General features: G+C 59.7%; 16 protein-coding genes. 6 read left to right on the forward strand and 10 right to left on the reverse strand.

The window, feature by feature from the left end; all coding sequences use genetic code 11:
* Positions 1-19 precede the first annotated feature (19 nt).
* Together nrdE and nrdF are read left to right on the forward strand one after the other, a co-directional pair.
* On the forward strand, positions 20-2188 hold the full coding sequence (gene nrdE, locus BBOU_RS04915; protein ID WP_026503141.1) for a class 1b ribonucleoside-diphosphate reductase subunit alpha: 2169 nt from the start codon (positions 20-22) through the stop codon (positions 2186-2188).
* Between the two features lie 150 nt (positions 2189-2338).
* Positions 2339-3334, forward strand: coding sequence for a class 1b ribonucleoside-diphosphate reductase subunit beta (nrdF, locus tag BBOU_RS04920; protein ID WP_051616825.1), 996 nt, complete (start codon positions 2339-2341; stop codon positions 3332-3334).
* Between the two features lie 166 nt (positions 3335-3500).
* Here the strand turns inward: nrdF and BBOU_RS04925 are convergent, their stop codons facing one another.
* The gene (locus tag BBOU_RS04925) at positions 3501-4808 is read right to left on the reverse strand and encodes a putative ABC transporter permease (RefSeq protein WP_026503139.1); all 1308 of its coding nucleotides are present in this window, start codon (positions 4806-4808) and stop codon (positions 3501-3503) included.
* 276 nt (positions 4809-5084) lie between these two features.
* Between BBOU_RS04925 and BBOU_RS04930 the strand changes: the two genes are divergently transcribed.
* The 4 genes from BBOU_RS04930 (at position 5085) to BBOU_RS04945 (ending at position 11921) form a co-directional block, all read left to right on the forward strand.
* Positions 5085-5879, forward strand: a complete 795-nt coding sequence (locus BBOU_RS04930; RefSeq protein WP_026503138.1) for a hypothetical protein — start codon at positions 5085-5087, stop codon at positions 5877-5879.
* 514 nt (positions 5880-6393) lie between these two features.
* Positions 6394-8970 (forward strand): YhgE/Pip domain-containing protein, encoded by a 2577-nt coding sequence (locus tag BBOU_RS04935; RefSeq protein WP_026503137.1) that lies wholly within the window; start codon positions 6394-6396, stop codon positions 8968-8970.
* The gene (locus BBOU_RS04940; protein ID WP_026503136.1) at positions 8967-11171 is read left to right on the forward strand and encodes a YhgE/Pip domain-containing protein; all 2205 of its coding nucleotides are present in this window, start codon (positions 8967-8969) and stop codon (positions 11169-11171) included. Before BBOU_RS04935 ends, BBOU_RS04940 begins: the two co-directional genes overlap by 4 nt.
* 87 nt (positions 11172-11258) lie before the next feature.
* Complete coding sequence (locus tag BBOU_RS04945; protein WP_026503135.1) at positions 11259-11921, forward strand: TetR/AcrR family transcriptional regulator; 663 nt, start codon at positions 11259-11261, stop codon at positions 11919-11921.
* A gap of 193 nt (positions 11922-12114) precedes the next feature.
* Here BBOU_RS04945 and BBOU_RS04950 read toward each other — a convergent pair whose 3' ends face one another.
* The 9 genes from BBOU_RS04950 to BBOU_RS04990 all read right to left on the reverse strand — a co-directional run bounded on the left by BBOU_RS04950 (position 12115) and on the right by BBOU_RS04990 (position 22848).
* Positions 12115-12678 carry an FMN-binding protein gene (locus BBOU_RS04950; protein ID WP_026503134.1) on the reverse strand — a complete coding sequence of 188 codons (564 nt, stop codon included), beginning with the start codon at positions 12676-12678 and terminating at the stop codon, positions 12115-12117.
* Positions 12679-12767: 89 nt separating this feature from the next.
* A complete protein-coding gene (locus BBOU_RS04955) occupies positions 12768-13568 on the reverse strand; it encodes an ABC transporter ATP-binding protein (RefSeq protein ID WP_026503133.1) in 801 nt (266 codons plus the stop codon).
* Between the two features lie 114 nt (positions 13569-13682).
* Positions 13683-14882: an ABC transporter permease gene (locus BBOU_RS04960; protein ID WP_026503132.1), complete on the reverse strand. Its 1200-nt coding sequence runs from the start codon at positions 14880-14882 to the stop codon at positions 13683-13685.
* Positions 14883-14910: 28 nt separating this feature from the next.
* Positions 14911-16224 carry an ABC transporter permease gene (locus BBOU_RS04965; RefSeq protein WP_026503131.1) on the reverse strand — a complete coding sequence of 438 codons (1314 nt, stop codon included), beginning with the start codon at positions 16222-16224 and terminating at the stop codon, positions 14911-14913.
* A gap of 15 nt (positions 16225-16239) precedes the next feature.
* Positions 16240-17508, reverse strand: coding sequence for a DUF2318 domain-containing protein (locus BBOU_RS04970; RefSeq protein WP_026503130.1), 1269 nt, complete (start codon positions 17506-17508; stop codon positions 16240-16242).
* 200 nt (positions 17509-17708) lie between these two features.
* Positions 17709-18368: an iron transporter gene (locus BBOU_RS04975; protein ID WP_026503129.1), complete on the reverse strand. Its 660-nt coding sequence runs from the start codon at positions 18366-18368 to the stop codon at positions 17709-17711.
* Between the two features lie 99 nt (positions 18369-18467).
* The gene (locus tag BBOU_RS04980; protein ID WP_051616817.1) at positions 18468-20186 is read right to left on the reverse strand and encodes an FTR1 family protein; all 1719 of its coding nucleotides are present in this window, start codon (positions 20184-20186) and stop codon (positions 18468-18470) included.
* A 567-nt stretch (positions 20187-20753) separates the two neighbouring features.
* On the reverse strand, positions 20754-22142 hold the full coding sequence (locus BBOU_RS04985; protein ID WP_033490303.1) for an MFS transporter: 1389 nt from the start codon (positions 22140-22142) through the stop codon (positions 20754-20756).
* Positions 22143-22503: 361 nt separating this feature from the next.
* A complete protein-coding gene (locus BBOU_RS04990) occupies positions 22504-22848 on the reverse strand; it encodes a hypothetical protein (RefSeq protein WP_152595611.1) in 345 nt (114 codons plus the stop codon).
* Positions 22849-23257 lie beyond the last annotated feature (409 nt).

Raw genomic sequence — 23257 nt, forward strand, 5'->3', positions numbered from 1 at the left:
TCGACCAGAAAGGCCAATCATGACCGCAACCGCCACTTCACCCCAGTTCGCCATCCCGCAGGCGGCCCCCGACTATCACGCGCTCAACGCGATGCTCAACCTCTACGACGACAACGGCCGCATCCGCTTCGACGCCGACCATCAGGCCGTCGACGCGTATATGCGCGACCAGGTGGAGCCGCATACCATGCGATTCACCTCCACCCGCGAGCGCCTCGCGTATCTGCTGGACAACAACTATTACGACCATCGCATCTTTGACCGCTATTCGGATGATTTTCTGGACAGCTTCTACGACCACGTAGAACACCAAGGCTTCACCTTCGAAACCTTCCTTGGGGCGTTCAAATTCTATGCGTCCTACGCGTTGAAGACCTTCGACGGCTCACAGTATCTGGAGGATTTCCCGCAGCGTTGCGCCGCCGTCGCGTTGGAGCTTGCGGACGGTGACGAACAGCGCGCGATCGAATATGCGGACGCCATCATTTCCGGCCGCTACCAGCCAGCCACGCCGACCTTCCTGAATCTTGGCAAGGCCCAGCGCGGCGAGGCGGTGAGCTGCTTCCTGCTGCGCATCGAAGACAATATGGAGTCGATTTCACGAGGCATCAACGCGGCGTTGCAATTGTCGAAGCGTGGCGGCGGTGTGGCACTCCTGCTGACGAACCTGCGCGAGGCGGGCGCCCCGATCAAACGCATCGAACACCAGTCGAGCGGCGTGGTGCCGGTTATGAAACTGCTAGAGGATTCGTTCAGCTACGCGAACCAGCTGGGGGCGCGCCAGGGTGCCGGAGCAGTGTATCTCAACGCGCATCACCCCGATATCATGCGGTTCCTCGACACGAAACGCGAGAACGCGGATGAGAAGATCCGCATCAAATCGCTGGCCCTCGGCGTGGTGATTCCGGATATCACTTTCGAGCTGGCCAAGCGTCGCGAACGCATGGCCCTGTTCAGCCCGTACGATGTGGAGCGTGTCTATGGTGTGCCCTTCGCCGATATTTCGGTCACGGAACACTATGACGAGATGCTGGCGGATGACCGCATCCACAAAACGTATATCGATGCGCGTGAATTCTTCATGACGCTTGCTGAATTGCAGTTCGAATCCGGATACCCGTACATGCTGTTTGAGGACACCGTGAACCGTGCGAACCCGATCAAGGGCCGAGTGACCATGAGCAACCTGTGCTCCGAAATCCTGCAAGTGCAGGAGCCGAGCACCTACCGCGAGGACCTCGGCTACGAACATGTCGGCCGCGATATCTCCTGCAATCTGGGTTCGCTCAATATCGCGAAGGCGATGGACGGCGGGCTTGCCGGCAGTGTCGAAACCGCGGTGCGTGCGCTGACGGCGGTCAGCGACCATACGCGATTGGATTGTGTGCCGTCCGTCCGCCGCGGCAATGAGGAAAGCCACGCCATCGGTCTGGGGCAGATGAACCTGCATGGCTTCCTTGGCCGTGAGGGGCTGAGGTATGGCAGCGATGAGGCACTTGATTTCACGGATATGTATTTCATGATGGTCGCCTATCACGCGTACCGCACATCGCATGCGATCTCCGTTGAACGCGGTGTACGGTTCACCGGGTTCGAGGACAGCGTGTACGCCCGCCCGGCCGGCGAGGGCAACTATTTCGACCGCTACGTGGATGGCACGTATCGCACCGAGCCGCGGACCGATACCGTGCGCAAGTTGTTCGCCCGCTTCGGCGTGGCCATCCCCTCCGCCGACGATTGGCGTGAACTGCAAACCGAAATACTGCGTGACGGCATCTACAACGCCTACTTGCAAGCCGTACCGCCGACCGGGTCGATCTCGTATATCAACCATTCCACGAGTTCGATCCACCCGATCGCCGCACGCATCGAAATCCGCAAGGAAGGCAAGACCGGCCGCGTGTATTATCCGGCACCGTACATGAACAACGAGAATCTCGACATGTTCGAAGACGCGTACACCATCGGCTGGAAGGCGATCATCGACACCTACGCCGAAGCCACGAAGCATGTGGACCAGGGCCTGTCGCTCACGCTGTTCTTCCCCGACACCGCCACGACCCGAGACCTCAACAAGGCGCAGATCTACGCGTGGCGCAAGGGGATCAAGACGCTGTATTACATCCGCATCCGCCAGCAGGCGCTCGAAGGCACCGATGTCGAGGGCTGCGTCAGCTGCATGCTGTGAGACGGCGAATCCAACGTATTCAGCGATACCGGCAATCATCCGGCCCGAACCATCATCCACTCGTCAACCCGTCGAAGGAACATCATGACCGACATCACTTCCATTGCATCCACGACACCCCGCACTGTCCGCATCGCCGATGACGCGATGATGGCCGCCTCCATCTCCCCGGCGCAATACCGCTACCATCACGGTTCGCGCGTGCGCCCTATCAACTGGAACCGCATCGAGGATGACAAAGACCTCGAGGTGTGGAACCGTCTCGTCGCCAATTTCTGGCTGCCGGAGAAAGTGCCGCTGTCAAACGACGTGCCCGACTGGCGTGCGCTCAGCGAGCGCGAGCGCATCACTACTGTGCGCGTGTTCACGGGGCTCACGCTGCTCGACACCACGCAGGCCACCATCGGCGAGATCTGCCAGATCGAGCATGCGCGCACCGAACATGAGCAGGCCGTGTACACGAATATCGCGTTCATGCAGTCCATTCATGCGCGTTCGTATTCGTCGATTTTCTCCACGCTGTGCTCCAGTGAGCAGATCGATGAGGCGTACCGTTGGGCCGTGGGCAACGACATCCTGCAGGAGCGTGTCGACACGGTGCTCGAACAGTATGAGAGCGACGACCCGCTCAAACGCAAGGTCGCCGCTACGCTGCTGTCGTCGTTGCTGTTGTACGCGGGCTTCTATCTGCCGCTGTATTTCGCGGCGCGCGGCACCATGATGAACACCGCTGATATGATTCGTCTCATCCTGCGAGACAAAGCGATCCACGGGTACTATTCGGGCTACAAGTTCCAGCGCGGCCTTGAAACCCGCAGCGCCGAAGACCAGCGGATGCTGCGCGACTTCACGATGGATCTGCTCGAGCGCCTCTACGAGCTGGAGATCGAGTATTCCGAAGACGTGTATGCGGGCTTCGACTTCCTGCCCGACGTGCTTGCCTTCGTGCGATACAACGCGAACAAGGCGCTTATGAACCTCGGCTACCCCACACGGTTCGCCGCAGAGGAGACGCAGGTAAGCCCGGAAATCCTGGCCGCGCTGTCACCCTCGGCGAATGAGAACCACGATTTCTTCTCCGGGTCAGGCTCGTCCTATGTAATGGGCAAGGCCGAGGAAACCGACGACGACGATTGGGATTTCTAGGCCGGAGTACGAAAGTCGGAATCCGTCTCGTCAACCCTCAACCGATGGCGCGTCCGGAGCAATCGTGTCCCCGGATGCGCCATCGGCTGTCTTCGGACATGCTCCAGGCACGCGCGAGAGGCCACTGCGCGACTCGCGGAACCCACAGCCCCCAGATCCGTCGAAGTCAGGCAATACGCCCGGACTTCGACGGATCGATGGTCATCGTCTGGAACCGGTGCTGCATATACGCGTCGTTGAAATGCTCGGCGAAGAACTGCGAGATCGGCGCACTCTGCGGCACGCCGGAAACGCGGCTATACCAACAATCCAACGCCATCAGCGTCATCACAATATCAACCAGCATCAGCGCCGCGCACACCGCAGTCAACGAATACCTGACCTGCCAAGGAATCCGGTTGATCAACCGCAACAAGTACGGCAGCACGAACTTGATCCACGCCAGCCCCAGCAAGCCCCAGAACACCATGTACTTGCCCGATGTGCGACCGCCGATCGACAACCATTGACCGGTGTAATCCCATGCGGTGATACCGAACGCCGCCTCCATGAACCAGCTGACGAAGAATTCGAACGCGCCGCCGATCACCGCGCTCGCCAAGAAAATCACCACCGGATTCTTACGCCACAACCGGTTCAAGCACACCGTCAAAATCACCGCACCGCAACCATAAATCGGAGAGAACGGGCCCCACAGCAGGCCTGCACGATCCTGATATTCGTGGACGAGTACGAAGTGATACACGGTCTCGATAGCCAGCCCCACCACGCAGCCGACGACGAACAGCCAGAAAATATTGAAGAAATCAAGGGAAATATAGCCTTTGCCGCTCTGATCGCGGCCGAGCATATCCGCTTGGACGGCCCTGTTGTACGCGTCATGCTCATCCATACGTTTGAGATGCCATTGCAGTTGACGTTCCTGAAGCAGTGCCGGATCAAGCGTCACCGACAGGGCGACCAGGATGGCCATCTGCACGAACGGCCCGAGCAGATTCTGACCGAACCCTTCCAACGCAAGCGACAGCATGCCATGCGCGAGCGTGAGCGGCATGAGCGCATACGCCCACCGGGCGGCATGCCGGCGATGGCTGCGCAACAGTTGCACACCGAACACCGCCATACAGGCAGCATTGGCGATTAGCACCACCACTTCAACACAGGAAAGGATGAACGGCAGGGCAAGCGCGTCAATCGTGACGTTGCCGTCAAGGACCTGGCGGATTCCGTATGCAAGTTCGTAGATGATCAGCGGGATGGTACATACGCCAAGCAGCATGACTAGGCCGCCGTAGAGGCGGGTGATGAAGGGCAGAACCTGCCGGGTGTTATCGTCTTTGTCAGCCGATTCAGTTTCGGCCAGTTGCTCGACGATCGCTGCACGGGTCGCATCATCCGCGGTCTGTTCGGCGACGATGGGAGCGACGATATCCGCATCGTCCTGCGATTGCGGGATAGGTGTTGTCTGTGCCATATCGGCCTCCGTTGTCCATCGTGCGTGTGCGAGCGACAGCCGGCATCACACGGTCGCCGGACGCAGCCCCACGTCTCCTCCACCGTAGCATCCAGCGGCGCTTTCAGGAATCATTCAAGGATTCAGCAGCATGTTATGCGCGGATTCTTGGCTGCCCGCACGGTATTTCGCAGTGCCCGCGAGGGTTGACGCGGTTATCTTGAACCAACAGCAGCACATCGCACCGCAACCGGTGCGCCGGATTCAACATAGCCGGCACGATGAAGGGAGTCACAGATGAACGCGACCGAGAACCATATCAGCAAGGACAAGACGACTTCAACGGCGAATACACACGCTGAAGGCGCTACTCAAGCAGCAGACAACATCACCAACGGAACCGCCAGCGCTGCGGCCACGCCGGCGGCCCCATCCGCTGCCACAACGCAGCCGCAGGAAATCGACGGGGTCAGCTGGAATTGGGCGGCAACGCATCGCGGGGAGCCGCAGCCGGCGTACCATCACACCCGTCCGGCAGCCGACGCACGCCAAGCGCCGCAAGGGCAACCGCATCAGACGGCGGACGGCGCAACAGGCATGACCGGCGCAGCGGCAGGCGCGGCACGTACTGGAACAACCGGGAACACCACGGGCTCAGGAGTCCCCGCGGATGCCCGAGCCACCGAGCAGCCCAACGGATACACCGCCGGACAGTATCCGCAACCTCCGTACCGCAATCCATACGTGGCCCCCGGAGCGTACCCCGCACCGGCAATGGGACAAAAGCCGCCGAAGAAACCGTCGAAAATCAAAGCATTCTTCGCCAGCCTCAACGCGGGCACCATCGCATGCGCGGCCATCGCGGCCCTGCTGTGCGGCCTGATCGGCGGTCTCGCGGGCGGATACATCGTGCGAGCGACCATGCCCAGCCGTCAACAGCAAACCGTGCAACCCTACGGATACGGGCGCATGATGCCCGGAAGCTCGAACGGGAACAGCCGGTCAGGCAGTTCCAGCGATAACAGCGAGTCGAACTCTTCCGGCAACGGATACGATTTCAGCAGCATCTTCAACGATGCCGACAACATGTGATTGCGAATCATTGGGCCTGGCGGGATTCCGGTTCAGGGATCCCGCCGCTCGTCCGAGAACGGCCGGCGTTCGTCATACCACGATGACGGATGCCGGCCGTTTGCTTGAGTATCCTTTCCACACCGAACAGATGCATGCGCGAAATCACGCGTCTGGAGGCGTCCGGGGGCGCTGGGAATCAAACCATGCTATCTTCCAACACACAAAACCGCAGAAAATCAACGTTCCCGATGACCGCGCACCAACCATTCGCCGTCTTGCATGACCGACTTTCCCGGTATCCTTTCCATACGATGCAGATCACCTCGTGAAATCACGAGTCCGGAAACGATCCTGCGGCATTGCCTTCTTGCACCCGATCGAATTTAGACACTCCAAACCGACATGCGCAGGAACCACAATCTGACAGCGAAGTCATCGGCCCCATCCATTACGCTACATCATTCGTAGCGCTACGTGTCACGTATCGCTTCTACAATGACTGGCGTACCATCAACCGAACAAGGGGCCACACATGAGAAACGCATTGAGAATCCTGCGCCGCGATCTGCTGCGCTGGATCAAAGCCCCCACCGCTTGGGTGATTGCTTTCGGATTGTGCTTCATCCCGCCCATGTACGCGTGGTTCAACGTGCGCGGATTCTGGAACCCGTACGGCAACACCGTCGGCATCAAAGTGGCCGTCGCCAACAACGACAAAGGCACCGACAGCGCCGTCATGGGCAACATGAACGTCGGCAAGCAGGTCATCGACCAGCTGAAAGACAACAAGCAAATCGGCTGGACGTTCATGAGCGAAAGCGAAGCGATGGACAGCGTCGAATCCGGCCGCGCCTACGCCGCGATCATCATCCCCTCGAATTTCAGTGATTCGCTGGCAACACTCGCCACAGGAGGGTCGAGCCGTCCGAAACTCAACTACTACGTCAACGAGAAATCCAACTCCGTAGCCACCAAAGTCACCGACACCGGTGCGACCACGCTCGACCAGCAAATCAACAGCAGTTTCGTATCCACCGCCAGCAAAGTGGTCATCGACATCGTCAATAAAACCGCAGATACCATCGAAACCCAAGCCTCCGACGCGGGCGGGAGCGTCGCCAAAAACCTGGCAACCACGTCGAACAATCTGTCCACCATCAGCACGACCATGCATGATCTGGACACGACACTCAGTCAAATACCGCAGAAAACCGCGGCCGCACGGTCGGCACTCAGCACCGCCACGCAACTGAGCAGTCAGGCGGGAGCAGGCCTGAACACCGCCTCGCAGTTGCTGAACAGCACACAATCCGGCATCACCGCCTTCGCCACGCAATCCTCAACTGCGTTGGACAACGGCTCAAACCTGCTCTCCCAAGCCAGCGCGCAAACCAATCTCACCGTAGCGGCCCTCGGCACAGCGTTGACCGATGCGAACGGCTCCATCAAATCCGCCATCAGCACCGCACAGGATGTCAGCGACACCAATGCCACCATCATCGCCGAACTCACCGAGCTCAACACCGACCTCAACAACGCCGGCATCACCACCGACACCAGCACCGCCGCCCTCAAACGGCTCCAACAACACAATCAGGCACTCCAACAATCAATCGCCGATTTAAGCAAACTCAATCGCGACATCAACACCACCGTCGCTGCAGGCACCAAAGCCTCGGATTCACTGAACACCGCCACACAAACCACACTGCGCAACACCGGCAAGGCACGCGCCGCCATCAACTCGCAAGCCCTGCCCCAGCTGACCGGAGGCCTAAACACCCTGTCCTCGACCAGCGCGTCACTCAGCGCGTTGATCACCGGGCAGGGATCGCTAATCACGCAAGCCAACACCGTGCTCGACCAGCTCGACCAAGCCGCATCCAGCACGCGAACAGCACTGAGCAACGCGAACGGCGGACTGAACCGGCTTCGCAGCAAAATCGACTCCCTGTCCACCGATTTGACCGCGTTAAGCACATCCAACACACTGAGCAACATCCTCGGGGAAAACGGCAAGCTCGACGCCAAGAAAATCTCCGACTTCATGCTGTCCCCAACCGTGCTGTCCACCAAAGTCCTGTACCCGGTGAACTCCTACGGTTCCGCGATGGCGCCGCTGTTCACCGCGCTGTCCCTATGGGTGGGCGCGTTCGCACTCACCGTAATCCTGCGCACCGAAGCCGACGACGACGGCATCGACAACGTGACGGCAGGCCAACGCTATTGGGGCCGCTGGATGCTGCTGGCGATCCTTGCCGCCGGCCAGGGCATCACCACAACCGTCGGCGAAATGCTGCTCGGCGTGCAAACCGTCAACCCGTTCGCCTTCGTGGCCACCGGCATCCTCGTGGCGCTGGTCTACCACAGCATCATCTACTCGCTGGCGACCACGTTCCTGCATATCGGCAAAGGCATCGCCGTCGCTCTGGTCATCGTGCAAATACCGGGCGGCACCGGCCTATACCCGATCGAAATGATGCCGAGCTTCTTCCGCACGGTCTACCGGCTGTTCCCGTTCACCTATGCAATCGGGGCATTACGCGAATGCATCGCTGGATTCTACGACGGCCAGTGGTTCACGAATATGGGCCATCTGATGCTGTTCGCCATCGCGTTCTTCATCCTCGGCTTGTGGCTGCGTCCGAAAGTCGCGAACGTCAACCGGCTGTTCACCCGACAGCTCGAAGAAAGCGACATGGTCATCAGCGAAACCATCGAAATGCCGGGCCGTGCCTACGGACTGTCGCAGGTCATCCGCGTGCTCGCCGGACGTGACGAATACCGTGAGCGCATCGAACGCAGAGCGGCACGATTCACATTGCTGTATCCGAAACTGCTGCGAGCCGCCCTCGTCGCCGGCATCGCCGTTCCTGTCATTCTCGCCGTCCTGCTGTCGGTCCTGACACCGGGCAGCAAGGTCAACGCGATGGTGATATGGCTGGTGTGGATTCTGTTCATCATCGGTTTCCTCATGACCGTCGAACTGCTGAAAGACAACATCGAGCGGCAAACACGCCTCGGCAACCTCGATGAAGCCGCGATCCAACAGATCCTGCTCGACGAGCAGAACAACCGGCAGTCCCGCACAGGAAGGCACTCCGCATGAAAACCGCTTGGAAACTGTTTATCGGGGACATGCGCCGCATGTTCAGCAACGTCGTCACCATCATCATCGTGATCGGACTGGTGGTTATCCCCGGCCTGTTCACATGGTTCAACGTCGCCGCCGCATGGGATCCGTTCGCCAACCTCAACCAGCTGAAAATCGCCGTAGCGAACACCGACAAAGGCTACAAAAGCGACCTGATACCGGTGCGGATCACCGTAGGCGACAATGTCGTCAACGCATTGCGTTCCAACGACCAGCTTGACTGGACCATCACCAGCAAAGATGATGCGATCGACGGGGCGAAATCCGGCAAATACTATGCAGCCGTCATCATTCCATCCAGCTTCAGCAAAGACATGATGACGTTCTTCTCCAAAGACGTTCGGCACGCAAAACTCACGTATTACACAAACGAGAAAATCAACGCGGTCGCACCGAAAATCACCGGGCAAGGCGCCGACCAGGTAGCAGCCCAAGTGAACCGGACCTTCGCGCAAACCATCGCAAGCGTCGCGCTCAGCGTCGCCAGCGACTTGTCCAACGAACTGAACAGCCCGAAGGCAACCAAACTGCTCACCACGTTCAACGCGAATATCGGCGATATGGCCGGACAGCTGAACGACGCCTCCTCCATGCTCACTACATTTGCCGGCTTGACCGGCACCGCACAATCCCTGCTGTCCAGCTCAAACCAGCTGCTTGACAACCTGTCCGTAAGCGCGAAAAACGCCGACGACACCTTAGGCGGCACCAAGCAGGGCGTCAAAGACATCACCGAGGCGATGACCACCTCGTCCAAAGCCCTGACCCGGGCGTTCAACACCAGCAGTTCCAGCTACCAAGCGGTCGCCGACACCATCGGGACCACGCTGGACAACGCGGGCGCCAGCGCTTCCGACACGTCGGCAAGCCTGAGAAGCCAAGCCAACATCATCAACCAGCAGATCACCGACTTCCAGTCGCTCAGAAACAGCATCGCCTCAATCACTCTGCCGGACATGACCGATACGGCCGCGCACGACCGTATCATCGCTGCACGTGACGCGGTGCTCGGCAGACTCGACACCGCCATCGCCACACAGACCAAAGTCCGCGACGCCATCACCGCGGCCGCTGACACCGTTGATTCGGGCAAGGCGAACGCCGAATCGCAACGCGACGACATCACCAAACTCGCCAAACAAGCGCAACAGGCGATCAGCGGCCTGAAAACCAGCTACACGAAAGAACTCAAACCGCAAATCACCTCACTGACCGACTCCATCACCAGCGTGAGCACGACGTTGGACAGTGGATCCGACACACTGGATTCCACGCTGAACGATTTGGACACCACCACCCAGACGGCGGGCGACGCGTTGACCAGCATTCGCAAGGTCCTGACCTCCACGGCCACACTGCTGCGCGACAACGGCACACGGTTGAGCAAACTCAATGACAGTCTCGCGCAAGCGCTCAACAGCGGCGATATGAGCGAAGTACGCAGTATTCTCGGCAACAATCCGGAAACCCTCGCCGCCTCACTCGCCGCACCTGTCAAAGTCAGCAGGAAAGCCCTCTTCCCCATCGGTTCGTTCGGCACCGGACTGACGCCGTTCTACACGTTCCTCCCGTTGTGGGTGGGCGCACTGCTGCTGGCCGTCACCCTGAAAACCCAGGTGTCGTCACGCATCCGCAAAGAACTCGGCGACCCGAAGCCGCACGTGTTGTTCTTCGGCCATTACGGCGTATTCGCAGTGCTCGCACTCCTGCAAAGCACGTTCTCATGCGGCGGCACGCTGCTGTTCCTGCGCGTGCACGCCGTCCACCCGCTGCTGTTCATGCTCACCGGATGGTTGAGTTCACTGGTGTACTCGTTCTTCATGTACGCGATGGTCGTGAGCTTCTACAATGTCGGCAAAGCCATCGGCGTCATCATGCTCGCCATGCAGATTTCCGGGTCTGGCGGCGGCTACCCGTTGCAAATTCTGCCGCATTTCACCACACAAATCAGCCCGTTCCTGCCGGCCACGCATTCCATCACCGCCATGCGCGCCGCCACCGCCGGAATCTACGGCAACGAATACTGGATCGCCATGGGCAAACTGGCGTTGTTCCTCATCCCCGCGCTGCTAGTCGGTCTCGTAATCCGCAAGCCGGTTATGCGATTCAACCGTTGGTATGCGCACACGCTTGAGGAGACAAAAGTCATCCAGTAATCCGGCAATCCACGGCGGAACGCAATCGGCCGGCACGGCCGTCCGCCGGCACCACGAGCAGAGAGAACAGAACACGAGGCAACAACGATGAGCAACATAACGGAAGATTCAAGCCAAACCGGCGGATCCTCCATACTGGAACATGCAACCGCCGTGGCGGTCGATTCGCCGCGGGCACGGACACTCGAACAGCGGAGGGAACGGCGTCGGGAAGAAACCGATAGGAAAATCCTGCAAGCCACGTTGCATATCGTAGCCACGCAAGGCATTGGGGCTGTGACCATTGAAGAAGTCGCCCGACGCAGCGGAGTCGCGAAAACCACTATTTACCGCCGATATCGCAATACCGACGATATGCTGCGCCGGCTGAGCACCATGCAATGGCCCGCAAGCATCATCACTCCCACTAATCTCGAGCCCAGCCGCGGCAACCTGCAGCATATGCTCGAAGCCGCCACAACCCGCTTCGACGAGGAAATCGGGCTCAAAGCCGTCGGCGTGGTACTGTCTGCGAACAACGGGTATTTCGAGCAGATCGTCCAGCAAGTGATTCAGCCGGTCAAACAGCGATTCGCCGAGTTTTTCGCACAAGGACAGCAAGCCGGAGTGTTCCGGGGCGGATTGGATTTGAGTTTCATTTTCGCGACCATTGTCGGATCGATGATGGCGAATCAGGCACTCACCGATGAAACCGGCATGTCGTGGGCGGCGAAGATGACCGATTTGCTGTGGCCGATGATCGCCGCGTGAGCGTCGGTGTGATTGGAAAGTGATGGCTGCCGCGATGTGGTAGTGCCATCGGGAGGATTCCGCTTGCGGTGTGACTGTTTGGTCGCACCGCGGGCCGGTACCGGTGAAGAACCCGGCATCCGCCCCGGCACCCCGGCCGCCATGCAACCAAACAGTCACACCCCAGGCAGATATTCCCTACCGGCATCTACCGTCACTGAGAGGCTTGCTCTCTGGCGGTTTCGAGGGCTTTGTTGAACGCTTCGGTCGTCCAGCTCGCACCGGCAACTGTATCCACGCTCAGCCCTTTGAGTTGTTTGCCGACCACCACGCCGGGAATCGCCTTGGCGAACGCGTCCTGATGCTTCTTGGAAACCGGTGTGAACGGGTGGCCTGTCACCTTGATATCCGTGATGCTCTGATCCTTGATCGTAACCTTCACGTCAATGGAATCCTCGCTCACCGGACCATACGTGCTGGTCACGTCGTACGTGCCGTCACGGTAATCACCGGAATCCTTGCCGTCCGCTGACGCGGACGCCGATGGGGATGACTGCCCGGACAGCGACGACCAGCCGGAGGAGCCGGTGGCACCGGCCGTATTCCCGGAACCTGACGAGGCCGAAGCATCCGGGGAAGCGCTTGATTCGCCCGAGTTGCCCGCATACTCGTCGTTCATCGGAATCGCCTCTGAGCTTCCGCACCCACCAAGCAAGGAGGTTGCGGCAACCAGTCCGACCGCAGCCAACGCCACGCTACGACGACCGCGCCCAGCCATGCCACCAGTCATGCCACCGGCCACGTGCCCGCCATCATGCCGCGTCTTGTCCGGTTCAACAGCCGGCCCATCATTCTGCCGTTTCCACATCACCGTACGTCACCTCCGGTTTTCGCTGTTTTGGTGGGATCGTTGAAATCGACCGGCAGATCACCATGCTGTGCACCCTCCACCTGGGCATCGGTGGATGCGGGACGCCCACCCATCGCTTCGTACTGTGCGCGAGCCTCGTCACTATTCCACTTCTCCCCGACCAGCACTCCGTGGTTGAGCATGATTTCACGCTGTGCACACGAGGCGACGAGCGCATCATGCGTGACCACGATGATTGTGGTGCCCTGCTCGTGCAACGTACGGAACAAGTCGAGCACGATACGCTCGTTCTTCTCATCCAGATTACCGGTCGGTTCATCCGCGAGAATCAGTTTCGGACAGTTGATCAACGCCCGCGCGATGCACACGCGCTGCTGCTCGCCGCCTGACAGCTGGCTGGGCAGATGGTGGGCGCGATCCTTCAACCCGACCTTGTCGAGCGCTTCAAGCGCCTGCCGCTCATCGACCACGGAATGGTAGTATTGCGCGACCATCACGTTCTCCGCCGCCGTCAAATGCGGCACAAGATAGAACTTTTGGAACACCAACCCGATAACATCTTTACGCACGTCGGCAAGCTGCCCCGCGTTCAAATCCTCAAGCCGCCGCCCTTCAAGCCTGACCGTTCCTTCGGTCGGCGTATCCAGGCATCCGATGATGTTCATCAGCGTGGTTTTACCCGAGCCTGACGAGCCGACAATCGCCAGCCATTCGCCCTGCGGCACGGTGAGACTCAAATCGTCGACAGCATGCACATCCCCGTAGATCTTTGAAATATGGTCCAGTTCCAGCAGCATGCCGCCATCGTTGACGTTACCGCGTTCCGATTGTTCCTTGTTCATTGCCACTCCCTGATATGTGCCGTATTGTGTTGATTTTCGATCGGCTGATGCCGTTCATTCCAGCCACGCTTATTCCTCCCGCAGCACGACCGCGGGATCGATTCGTGAGGCACGCCGCACCGGCGATACAGACGCCAGCACCGCCACAATCACGCTGAGCGCCAGCGAGCCGACAGCCAGCGGCCAATCAATGCCAAGAGTCCGCCCGAAAACCGCGGAAGTCAGCAGCCGGGCGAGCAGATGACCGATCGCCGTACCCAACAATCCGCCAATCAAGCCATACAACGCTGATTCCACATAGAATTCAGCACCGATACTGCCCGCGGACGCACCGAGCGCCTTACGCAAGCCAATCTCATTGCGCCGCTGGGCGACGATGGACGAAATGGTTGTAGAAACACCAACCAACGTCAACGCAAGCACCACGAATGACACCATCCAGAACAGGGTGCGCAGCATGGTGATGATACGCGTGTCCGATGAGGTGATTTTGGTGACCTGTTGCGCCCGCACGTGCATCGAGGTCATATCGTTGATGCTGCGCACGACTTGCGAAACGTCCGCCGCACCCGACGAGTATTCGATGACGTCCACGCCTCGCGTGCCGCCGGCCAGATTGTCGACGTCTGAAGCGAGCGCATAGATGATGGCGTCTTCTGAACCGCCCGTGTCGACGATGCCGGAGACGCGAAATTCGGTGCCGCCAGTGCCGAGCATACTTCCCGAATCGTTTGACACTGAGGATGCCATACGGGGTTTTGGCGCACCGGTGTTGTCTGCCGCACGATACCCGATGGTGATGCGCGAGCCGACGGTCAATCCCATTGCGTCGGCGACGTCACGCCCGACCATCACGCTGCCGGCTTCCGGCCACGCCCCGTTCACATTCCAATGGTGGTTCAGGTTGCGTACTTGAGTGGGGTTCACGCCGGCCAGCACATATGACGACGCATTCACGCGAACGTTTTCATACCGGTATGTCGCGTATGCCGCTGTCCCTTTGGCACGCACCATTTCGGTCGTATGTTTGACCATCGCTTGACCGATCCCGGTTTTCCCGTTGCCGTCCTCAATGGGCGTGACGATCAGGTTCGCGCCGTATGAGCGCATTTCCTCACTCATCCGCTGTGGTACAGCGATGCATGTCGCAGCCAGGCAGAACAGTGTCGCCGCCCCGACCGTGGACGCGATAACCGCCATGACTGCTCTGCCGCGGCGGCGGAATATCGCACCCCACAGCATGACGAGGAACATCCGCGTGTTGGTCATCGTCGTCGTGTTGACAGGGTTGTCTTTTTTACCGGCCATGCAGCACCTCCGCGGGGTGAACGCTCAGGATGGAACGAATGGATGACAGTGAGGCGACGCACACCACGACCGCCAACAATACGAACACCAGCAGGTAGACCATCGGCCGCATGGTGATGCTTGAGCCGAAGACCACGTGGCCGATGATTTGCGCCAGCCCTGAGCCGACGGCGCCGCCGACCAGTGCGCCAGCCAGGGACACGGTCGCGGTTTCCGCGAGCATCAGTCGCGATACTTTGCTGTCGGTCGCGCCGAGTGCTTTCAGGAGTGCCAGTTCGCTGGAACGTTCCGTGATCGAAGCGGCCATAAGGTTCGCGACCGCGACCGCCGCGGCGATCAGGGTGAGCGCGGTCATCAGAATCATGACTGCCCGCGTCTTGTTGAGCACGTTACCTTGCAACGCGGCGACTTGCCGCACCTGTTTTGCGACGGCTCCTGGCAGCGCTTCTTCGATCTGATAGGCGATCGAACTGGGGTATGCAGTGCAATACCATGTTTCCCATTCGTCTTGGCTGAGCGCCGCCGGGTTTTTGGCGGCTTTGCGAGCCAAATCGTTGTCCGGTGTGGTGAGTGCTTTCACTTCGATCTTGTTTACGCTGTCAGGCTGTCCGGCGAGCGTCTGGGTTACCGTGGTCGGCGTGTAGATGGCGTTGTCGTCGTTGTCGCCGGACGTGTATTGTCCGACGATGGTGATGGCTTGCGCGCGCCCGTTTTTGCCCAGTGTGATGGTGTCGCCGGTTCGCACGCCGAGTCTGGCGGCGGCTTTGGATCCGATCATGCCTTCCGCCGCACCGTCTTTGGGCCACCTGCCGCTGGTTTTCCACCATGAGCGCATGCCGTCTTGGACGCCGACGACGGTGGTTTCGCCTGAGGCGAGGTGCAGGGTTTTGTTGAACCATGTGCCGACGAGTGGGGTATCCGTACCGTTCACACTGGCGTGGATGGTCAGTTCCGGCGCGAAATTGGTGATGTTGTACGCCCAGAAGATCTTTTTGATGTTGCTGGCGTCGGATTCGTTGAGGAAGGCGGTCGGGTCCTGGCTGGAGGCCGCCCCGTTGTTGCCGTTGTCTGTTCCGCCGCCCCCTGCGCCGTACAGGTCGGTGACGACGGCGTTGGCTTTGGGTTGGACGACGATATTCGAGCCGTACGTGGTCAGTTCGGCGGTGAGTTTGTCGCCGACGTCGAACACGACGCCGAGCATGGCGACGGATACCGCGGCGGATAGGCCCACGGTCAGCGCGATGAGCAGCCGTTTGCGTAGCTGTCGGCTGAAGGAGCGGGCCACCATTCGTGTAAAGAACATGGGGTCTCCTTGTGGTTATTGGAAGTGTGAGCTGAGCGCGTCCAGGTCAGCGGTTTGGATGGTGATCTTTCCGCCGCCTGCCTGGTATGGCAGTGGCACTGGGTTGCATCCGCCTTTGAAGCCGATGGTGGCGAGGTTGATGGCGACATCGCATTTCTTGCAGATGATTTTTCCGTCTTTCTCGTAGTATCCGGCGTCACCGCAGTTTTCGCACGCGTCCAGGCCGACACCGTAAGCGCCGCCATTTTTCTTGATGATGATGAAGCGCATCACCGTACCGTCTTTTGCTTTGTATTGGAAGCGGTGCAGGTGTCCGTCGGCGACTTGCGCGACGGTGATGGTCGCTACGCCGTTTTTCAGCGAGTATTGTTCCGGCGGGGACAATGTGACGGTCTGCCGGGTGGCGGCAACGCCGACCGTCAATGCGAAGCTCACGCCGATCATAGCGATCAGGCTCCATACCGCCGCGGCGATTGCGTGACGACGGAACGCCCGGTGTTTGCGGCTTTGTGCGGCATCCACGCCATGTGAGGGCATGCGCATCCCCGCCACGATGGACGCGATAGCCGGAACAGCGAACACCCATGCTTGGGCTTGGATGAGCCAGGACGCGTGGTTGATGAGCCAAACCAGCATCCGGAATACAGTGCCGTGCAGCATCACCATGCCGCCTTGTGCGATTTGCAGGATGGCGGTCAGATGCTGGATGGCGGTCAACGCCACTACGACCGCTGTCGCGAAGGTGAAGGCGGGCTGGCCGGCTGTGGAGCGCATGGTCCGGCAGATTGCCGCCACGATGATGGATGCGCCGATGCCAAGCAGGAATCCGAGCGCGCGTAACAGCATGTCCGAAGTGAAGGGGGATTCGCCGGGTTCGACGAACGCGGTCAATTGTAGGATCACGTCCGGTAGGGCGTAGAACACGCTGAGCGCGATGCATAGCGCGGCAACGGCATTGGCCGCGTGAAGCAGGCCGGCATGCTGCTGCCAATGTGTGGTGAGGCGACGTGAGTTGATGACGATGGCAACGGTCGCGATATCCATGATTACGGCGGCGAGCAGTACGGGGAAGTTCACTGCCGACCGCTGGTTGATTATCGAGGTCGCACGTGCAGCGGCGAAGATGATGGCTGCGAGCAGACCGATGATCAGCCCCCAACGGCGCCATGCGGCGCTGGCGGGCTTGTCTCGGCCTTCACCGATGTCGAGTGTCACGCCCAGGCTCATCACCAGTAACGCGACGGGCAGGGTGCCTGGCATGGCGCTGACGAATTGGTTGAGCATCTGTTGCCTCTCTTGCTGTGCTTGCGGTATGTGCGATACGTATGCTTGGTGTCGCAGGTTGCATCGGATGTGCCGCGGCGGCGTGCAACGCGAAACCCTTCCTCGCTGTCTTATGCGTCGATCCGCATGGTGAGACGGCGGGAAGGGGTCGCGTCGTGTTCGCAGCCTGCCGTGGCAGGCGGGTCATAGGTTTGACGGTGTTACCATTGCCGCGGCGTGTAATCCCAGTTGTCGAAGGTCACTTCGATCGGTTCGGTCCAGAAATGCCCTTTGACGCCGGTCTCCTTATCCACGTGCAGCATCCAGCCTTTTTTCGCCGGGGATTCGATGGACAGCTTGAGTTTGTAGGATCCTGCTTGGTCAAGCTTGATGTTGGCGCCATAATGCGGGCCGTCGGACGCGTTCATTTGCATGAAGGTGCCGGATTGTACGGACTTGTCGGTCGACTTGTCGACGATGCTGTAATTGACGGTCAGGTCGGGGATGAAATCGCCTTTGCCGTAGCCGAGCGACGTGCCTTTCTCGTTTGCGTGGATATCCGCCTCAAGGTGGAAGCTCGCATCCGCGGCTTTCAGCCCCATGCCGGACGGCTCCATGTCGACCGGCTGGAAGTAGACTGCGCCGACCATCAGCGGGCCGACTTCCTGATCCTGATCCGGCCCGACGGGCACCTCTTCGAAGCCTGCGCTGTTCGAAGAACTGGCGCTGTCATCGGACGAGGATGCCGACTTCGAAGAGCTGGATGATGTTTTCGCGTCGGCTGAGCCTGAACTGGCATTGGACGCGCCGCAGCCGGCAAGCGCGAGGACCCCGGACAGCACCAGCGCTGCGAGCGCGATCGCCTTGTTGTTGTTCTTCATGTGGTTTCTCCTGATTTCTTCTTGTAGTGAATTGGTTGAGGTCAGATAAGTCAGTCTGCATCATTCGCGGCGATGGGTGTCGCTTGAATGTCTGCCGGGTCAGTTTTCGGTTTTTCCTGCCAGCTGCCGGCGGGTACGCGCCTCTTTGATGAGCGCTACCGCCGTCAACGTAATGACCACAATCGCGGCGGCGGCTTGTGTCGCAATGGTTTCGGCATACGGGTACAAGCCGAGCCAGTCGCTGGTCGGCACGCCCCTGAGGTAGGTGCCGTTGACGGCGTCACCTTCGATGAGCGCGTGCACGCCGCCACCCGCAAATATCACCACAAGAACAGCCATGAAGACGCTCGTGACAATGAAGAACGGCCGGATTGGCATGTTCACGGATGTACAGCGAATGAGCAGGAACACGATCACCAGCACCACTGCGGCGCATGCGGCGCCCCACCAGATGCCCGACGTACTGCCGGAGACCATAGAGAAGATCGCCTGATAGAAAATCACCGTTTCGGCGCCTTCACGGAATACCGCGAGGAAGCTCAACATTGCCAGCGACAGAAGGCTGCCTTTGGATACTGCCGCAACGGTTTTGTCTTTGATATACGCGTTCCAGGCGTGTTCGGAGGAGCGTGACAGCATCCAGTTGCTCGTGTACAGCAGCATGAGCATGGCGATCAGTGCGACCACGCCTTCGGTGATTTCCTGTTGGGGGCCGGAGCCGCCGAACAGCGCGTTGAATACGATCGCCAGGATGCCGCTTGCCGCGAGGCCTGCGGCGACACCGAAGTAGATATACCGGGTCATCGACTTGTTGCCGGTTTTGATGAGGTAAGCGATGCTTGCCGCCACCACAAGGATCGCTTCCAATCCTTCGCGCAGCAGGATGATGAACGCTTGGCCGAATGCGCTGGTCACGAATGCGGTGAACGGGTTGACTTTGCCGGCTGCACCGCCGTCAAGCGTGGCCGCGTCTTCGACAAGCATGGCTTTGAGGTCGGTGACGTACTGGCTGGCCTGCTTGATCGGCTCGCCATTGTTCATCGCCTGCCGGCTTTCCTTGAACAGGTATTCGACTTGTGAGACGCGGCCGCCGCTGATGGCGTTCATCACGTTTTTCTCGAAGCCGAGTTTTTCGTAATACTGGTAGTAGGCGTCGTTCACATAGCCGGCGCCTTTGGCTCCGTCACCGTGCTCATAGGCGGCGAGCGCCTTGTCGAGGATGTCGCCCATTTCCTTGGCGACTTCGCTCCAGGTGCGCGCGCCTTTGCCGTTGTTCTTTGTTTTTGCGGCGTCGAGTCTCTTGCGGTCGGCTTTGATTTGGGCGGCGAGTTTCCGGGCGTAGACGTCGGGCTTGTCGAGGCTCGTGTTCGCGTCGAGGGTGGTTGCGGCGGTATGCAAATCGGTGTTGAGGGCGACGACTTGCTGTGCGATTTGCGCGCTGTTGCCGGTGGTGTAAGACAGGCTGGTGATGGTTTGGAATTGCCGCTGATGGTTGGCTTGCCGGTCCGTGCCGAGTGTGTCGTGGACGACGGTGGTGAAGTTCGAGCCGACGTAGATGGTGTTGTAGGCGGCCATGAAGTCCGAGGAGGCGCCCGCCGTATTGCCGTCGGCGTACTTCTGTTCGCCTTGGTTGAGCTGTGCGGCTATTGCGTCGGCTACTTGTCGCCATGTGGTGTAGGTGACTTCCGCGGCGTTGGCGCGCGATGGCATGATTGTCGGGGCGAAGATGGCGAAGACTGTCGCGCATACGGCTGCGATGACGAGCAGCGCACCGGTACCACTACTGGTGGTTCTGCCGCCTGTCGCTGTCGTGTTCATTCGCATGAGTCTGCACCTCGGTTGTTGTCATGCCATGGCGGGGCGCCGTGACCGGCGACCGCTGGAAGATACACGTATCCCCATGTTTTCAAGGATTGTATTGAATGAAGTCCGCAGCTTGTGGCCGTGAACAATCCTGAGTGTAAGAAAAAAATCCTTCAGGCAACAGTCTTGTTTTTTCCAACGATATGAGGTATGAGGTGGGTCACCCATGCACGGTGGGATGCCTGATTATCGGCGTGTCGCCAGGTGTGATGATGTTCGCACGGCGCTGAGGAGTCCAGCATATGGACGCCTGTGTATCGAAACGTCGCGCCGCCGATAGATGGCGTCCGCCTGTCGCCTGATATCCGACTTATCTGTTCGGTGTGTAATCCGATCATCGCACTGCGGCCAGATACCGATACGATTCGTTCCGGACGCTGTGTCTATCCGTGTCTATCCGCCTGACGTGCGATGGTATCGTCACACCGCAGCCCGATAGCCCGCCATCAAGCCCTGCAACTGAAGCTATCTGCCCGCCGTGCAACCGGACGGTCGCAGGGCGGGCAGATTAGCTCCTCACGTTCAGGATTCAAGCACGGACAGCACTTTGCGTTCGTCATAGGACGCGAAGATGATGCCGCCGATCGCGCACAACACGGCCGCGCAGATCGCCGCGACACGATACCCGGTTCCGGCGGCCACGCCGATGGTGCTCACGCCGGTGAACAGCAGCATCGCCACGCTCTGCCCCATTTTCATGGCGAAGGTGCGGGCCGCATAGAACATGCCTTGGCGGTCCTGGCCGGTGGTTTTGGAACTGGCGTCGGCGATATTCGCGACAATCGCTTGCGGCAGGATGCCGAACGCGGCCATCGGCACCGCGCCGACCACTGACAGCAGCACGCCTTGCACCATCGGCGGAATCGCGCTGATCGCACCGGATCCGAGCATTCCCGCAAACGCGAACGCGACCGTGAAAATCACGAACGCGATGAGCAGCAGCCGCTTCTTGCCCACCCGGTTCGCGAGCATGTTCACCGGCATGTAGAACAGCACGGATACCGCGGTCATGAGCACGAAGTACACGGTGGTCACTGATTCAGGCAGTTTCAGCAGACTCGTCACGAAGAACGGCAGTCCGGTCTGGAACGTGGTGATCGCGATCCAGTAGATCACGTCAGAGCCTACAAACCGGCGGAATTGCGCGTCGCTGAACGTCTGTTTCAGCGATTCCAGCGTGGATTCGCTGGTCGGCTGCGAACGCACATAGCGTTTCTCATCGATGACGAGCGGCGGGACAAGCATGCAGATGAACGCGATGATCGCCATCAATGTGAAGGTGAGTCGGATGGCGGGAACGCGACCCATCATCGGCACGAACGCCCCCCAGATGACGGGTGCAACGTAAGCCAACGCGGTTCCGGCGACCCATGTGAACGAGATGGCGGTGGAGATGGCGAGCTGCTGCTTGGAGTTGTGGCCAAGTTCGGCGATTAGCGCGTTGTACGGCGTGCAGTAGAAGGTGAGCGCCACATAGTAGGCGATGACGGTGATGAACAGGAAGACCGCGTTCAGCCAGCTGGTGCCGTTGATCGGACTCCAGAATACGAGTACGGTGATGGCGGTGAGCGGCAACGCAGCCCAACGCAGGAACGGCATACGACGGCCGTGAGGCGAGCGGCAACGGTCGGACAGGCTCGCGACCGCCGGGTCGACGAACGCGTCGAAGAACCGGGCGAACGCGGTGATGGCGCCGACTACAGTCACGATGCCAAGCACGGCAAGGCCTTGCGGCACGAACACGGTTTGCCCTTGGCGGATGGTTTCAGCGTCCGGCTGATAGAAGTACACGAGCCAGTTGGAAATGATGCCGGACAGCAGCGCCCAACCAAACTGGCCGACGGCGAACGCGCGGATTTTGGAGCCGGGCAGGGATTCGGGCGTCTCGGGAACCTCTGGTGTTTGAGACATTTCAGACGTATCAGGCGTATCAGGCCTGTCGCCCGCGGGTGTTGTCGTACGCGCGGCATCATGAGCGGCATCGTTGCCCGCTGCGGTGCCCGGCGAAAGTGTTGTGTCATCCATGAGCACACCTCCGTGGCCAATATTGTCTTCTTGTAGTCTATCGCTGATTCTTGGGTGCCGTCGTTGCGTCAGTCACGGCAATCGTGCCTGTGCAGGCGGGCGGTGCAGGGCAGTGAACCGGAAACGACGGGAGCCATGCTGCCTGGATACGGAGTGGTTCCGCATCCGGGCAGCATGGCTCCCCTGGAGGGGCGCGAACGGCATGCGCTCAACGTGCCGGACGCGTCATCGTAGCGTCGTCACGCGATCAGGCCACGAGTTTGGCAGCCTTGCGCGCACGGGAGGCGAACACGCCGGCCAGCGTAATCACCGCCACACCGATTACGGTGAAGAACGCGATACCGGAAGCATCAAGATACGTTGATTGCGTGGCGTTCGGCTGGACGTTGCTCAGATCGTACTCCGCTACCAGATACTCGGTATATGCGTGGGACGTGTCCGCACTACTTATTGGTATTGAGCAGGCATCCAGTGTGATCGTCGGATTGTCGACGGCATGCGCCACCGGTGCCACGACGGCCAGACCGGTGACGGCGAGAATCGCCGTGAGCATTCTCGCAAGCACTATTGAGACTCTTGTGTTCCCTGTCATGGCTCTCCTCCGCTTCGTCTTTCGTTGTTTCAGCCACGGTGCACGGCATTATGCGGATAACGTGCGAGATAGCACGTCGGACATCCCACGTCGGACATCTTCGGCTTCCCGCAGTCATTCATGTACATCCGGCATATGGTCTGCGGCCATGGCCGTCCGCACAATCTCCCCGCATGTGTGACACCGCCATGGTGCCTCGCGCGCCTCGTTTTCCGTGGTATCACGACCGTCACGCACTGACGTCCGTCTGCCATGTATTATCATCGCCGCAAACGACACGACGTATCGGACGCATGGCATCATCGTCCTTGCGCGTTCAGCAAAGTCGGCTCACGCAACAGCACGCAAACCGTGACCGTCAGCACCCCGTTTGTTACCGCTCATATTTCGCTGATCTCCTTCATGCCGA

This window comes from Bifidobacterium boum (genome assembly GCF_000741535.1).
Taxonomy (GTDB): Bacteria; Actinomycetota; Actinomycetes; order Actinomycetales; family Bifidobacteriaceae; genus Bifidobacterium; species Bifidobacterium boum.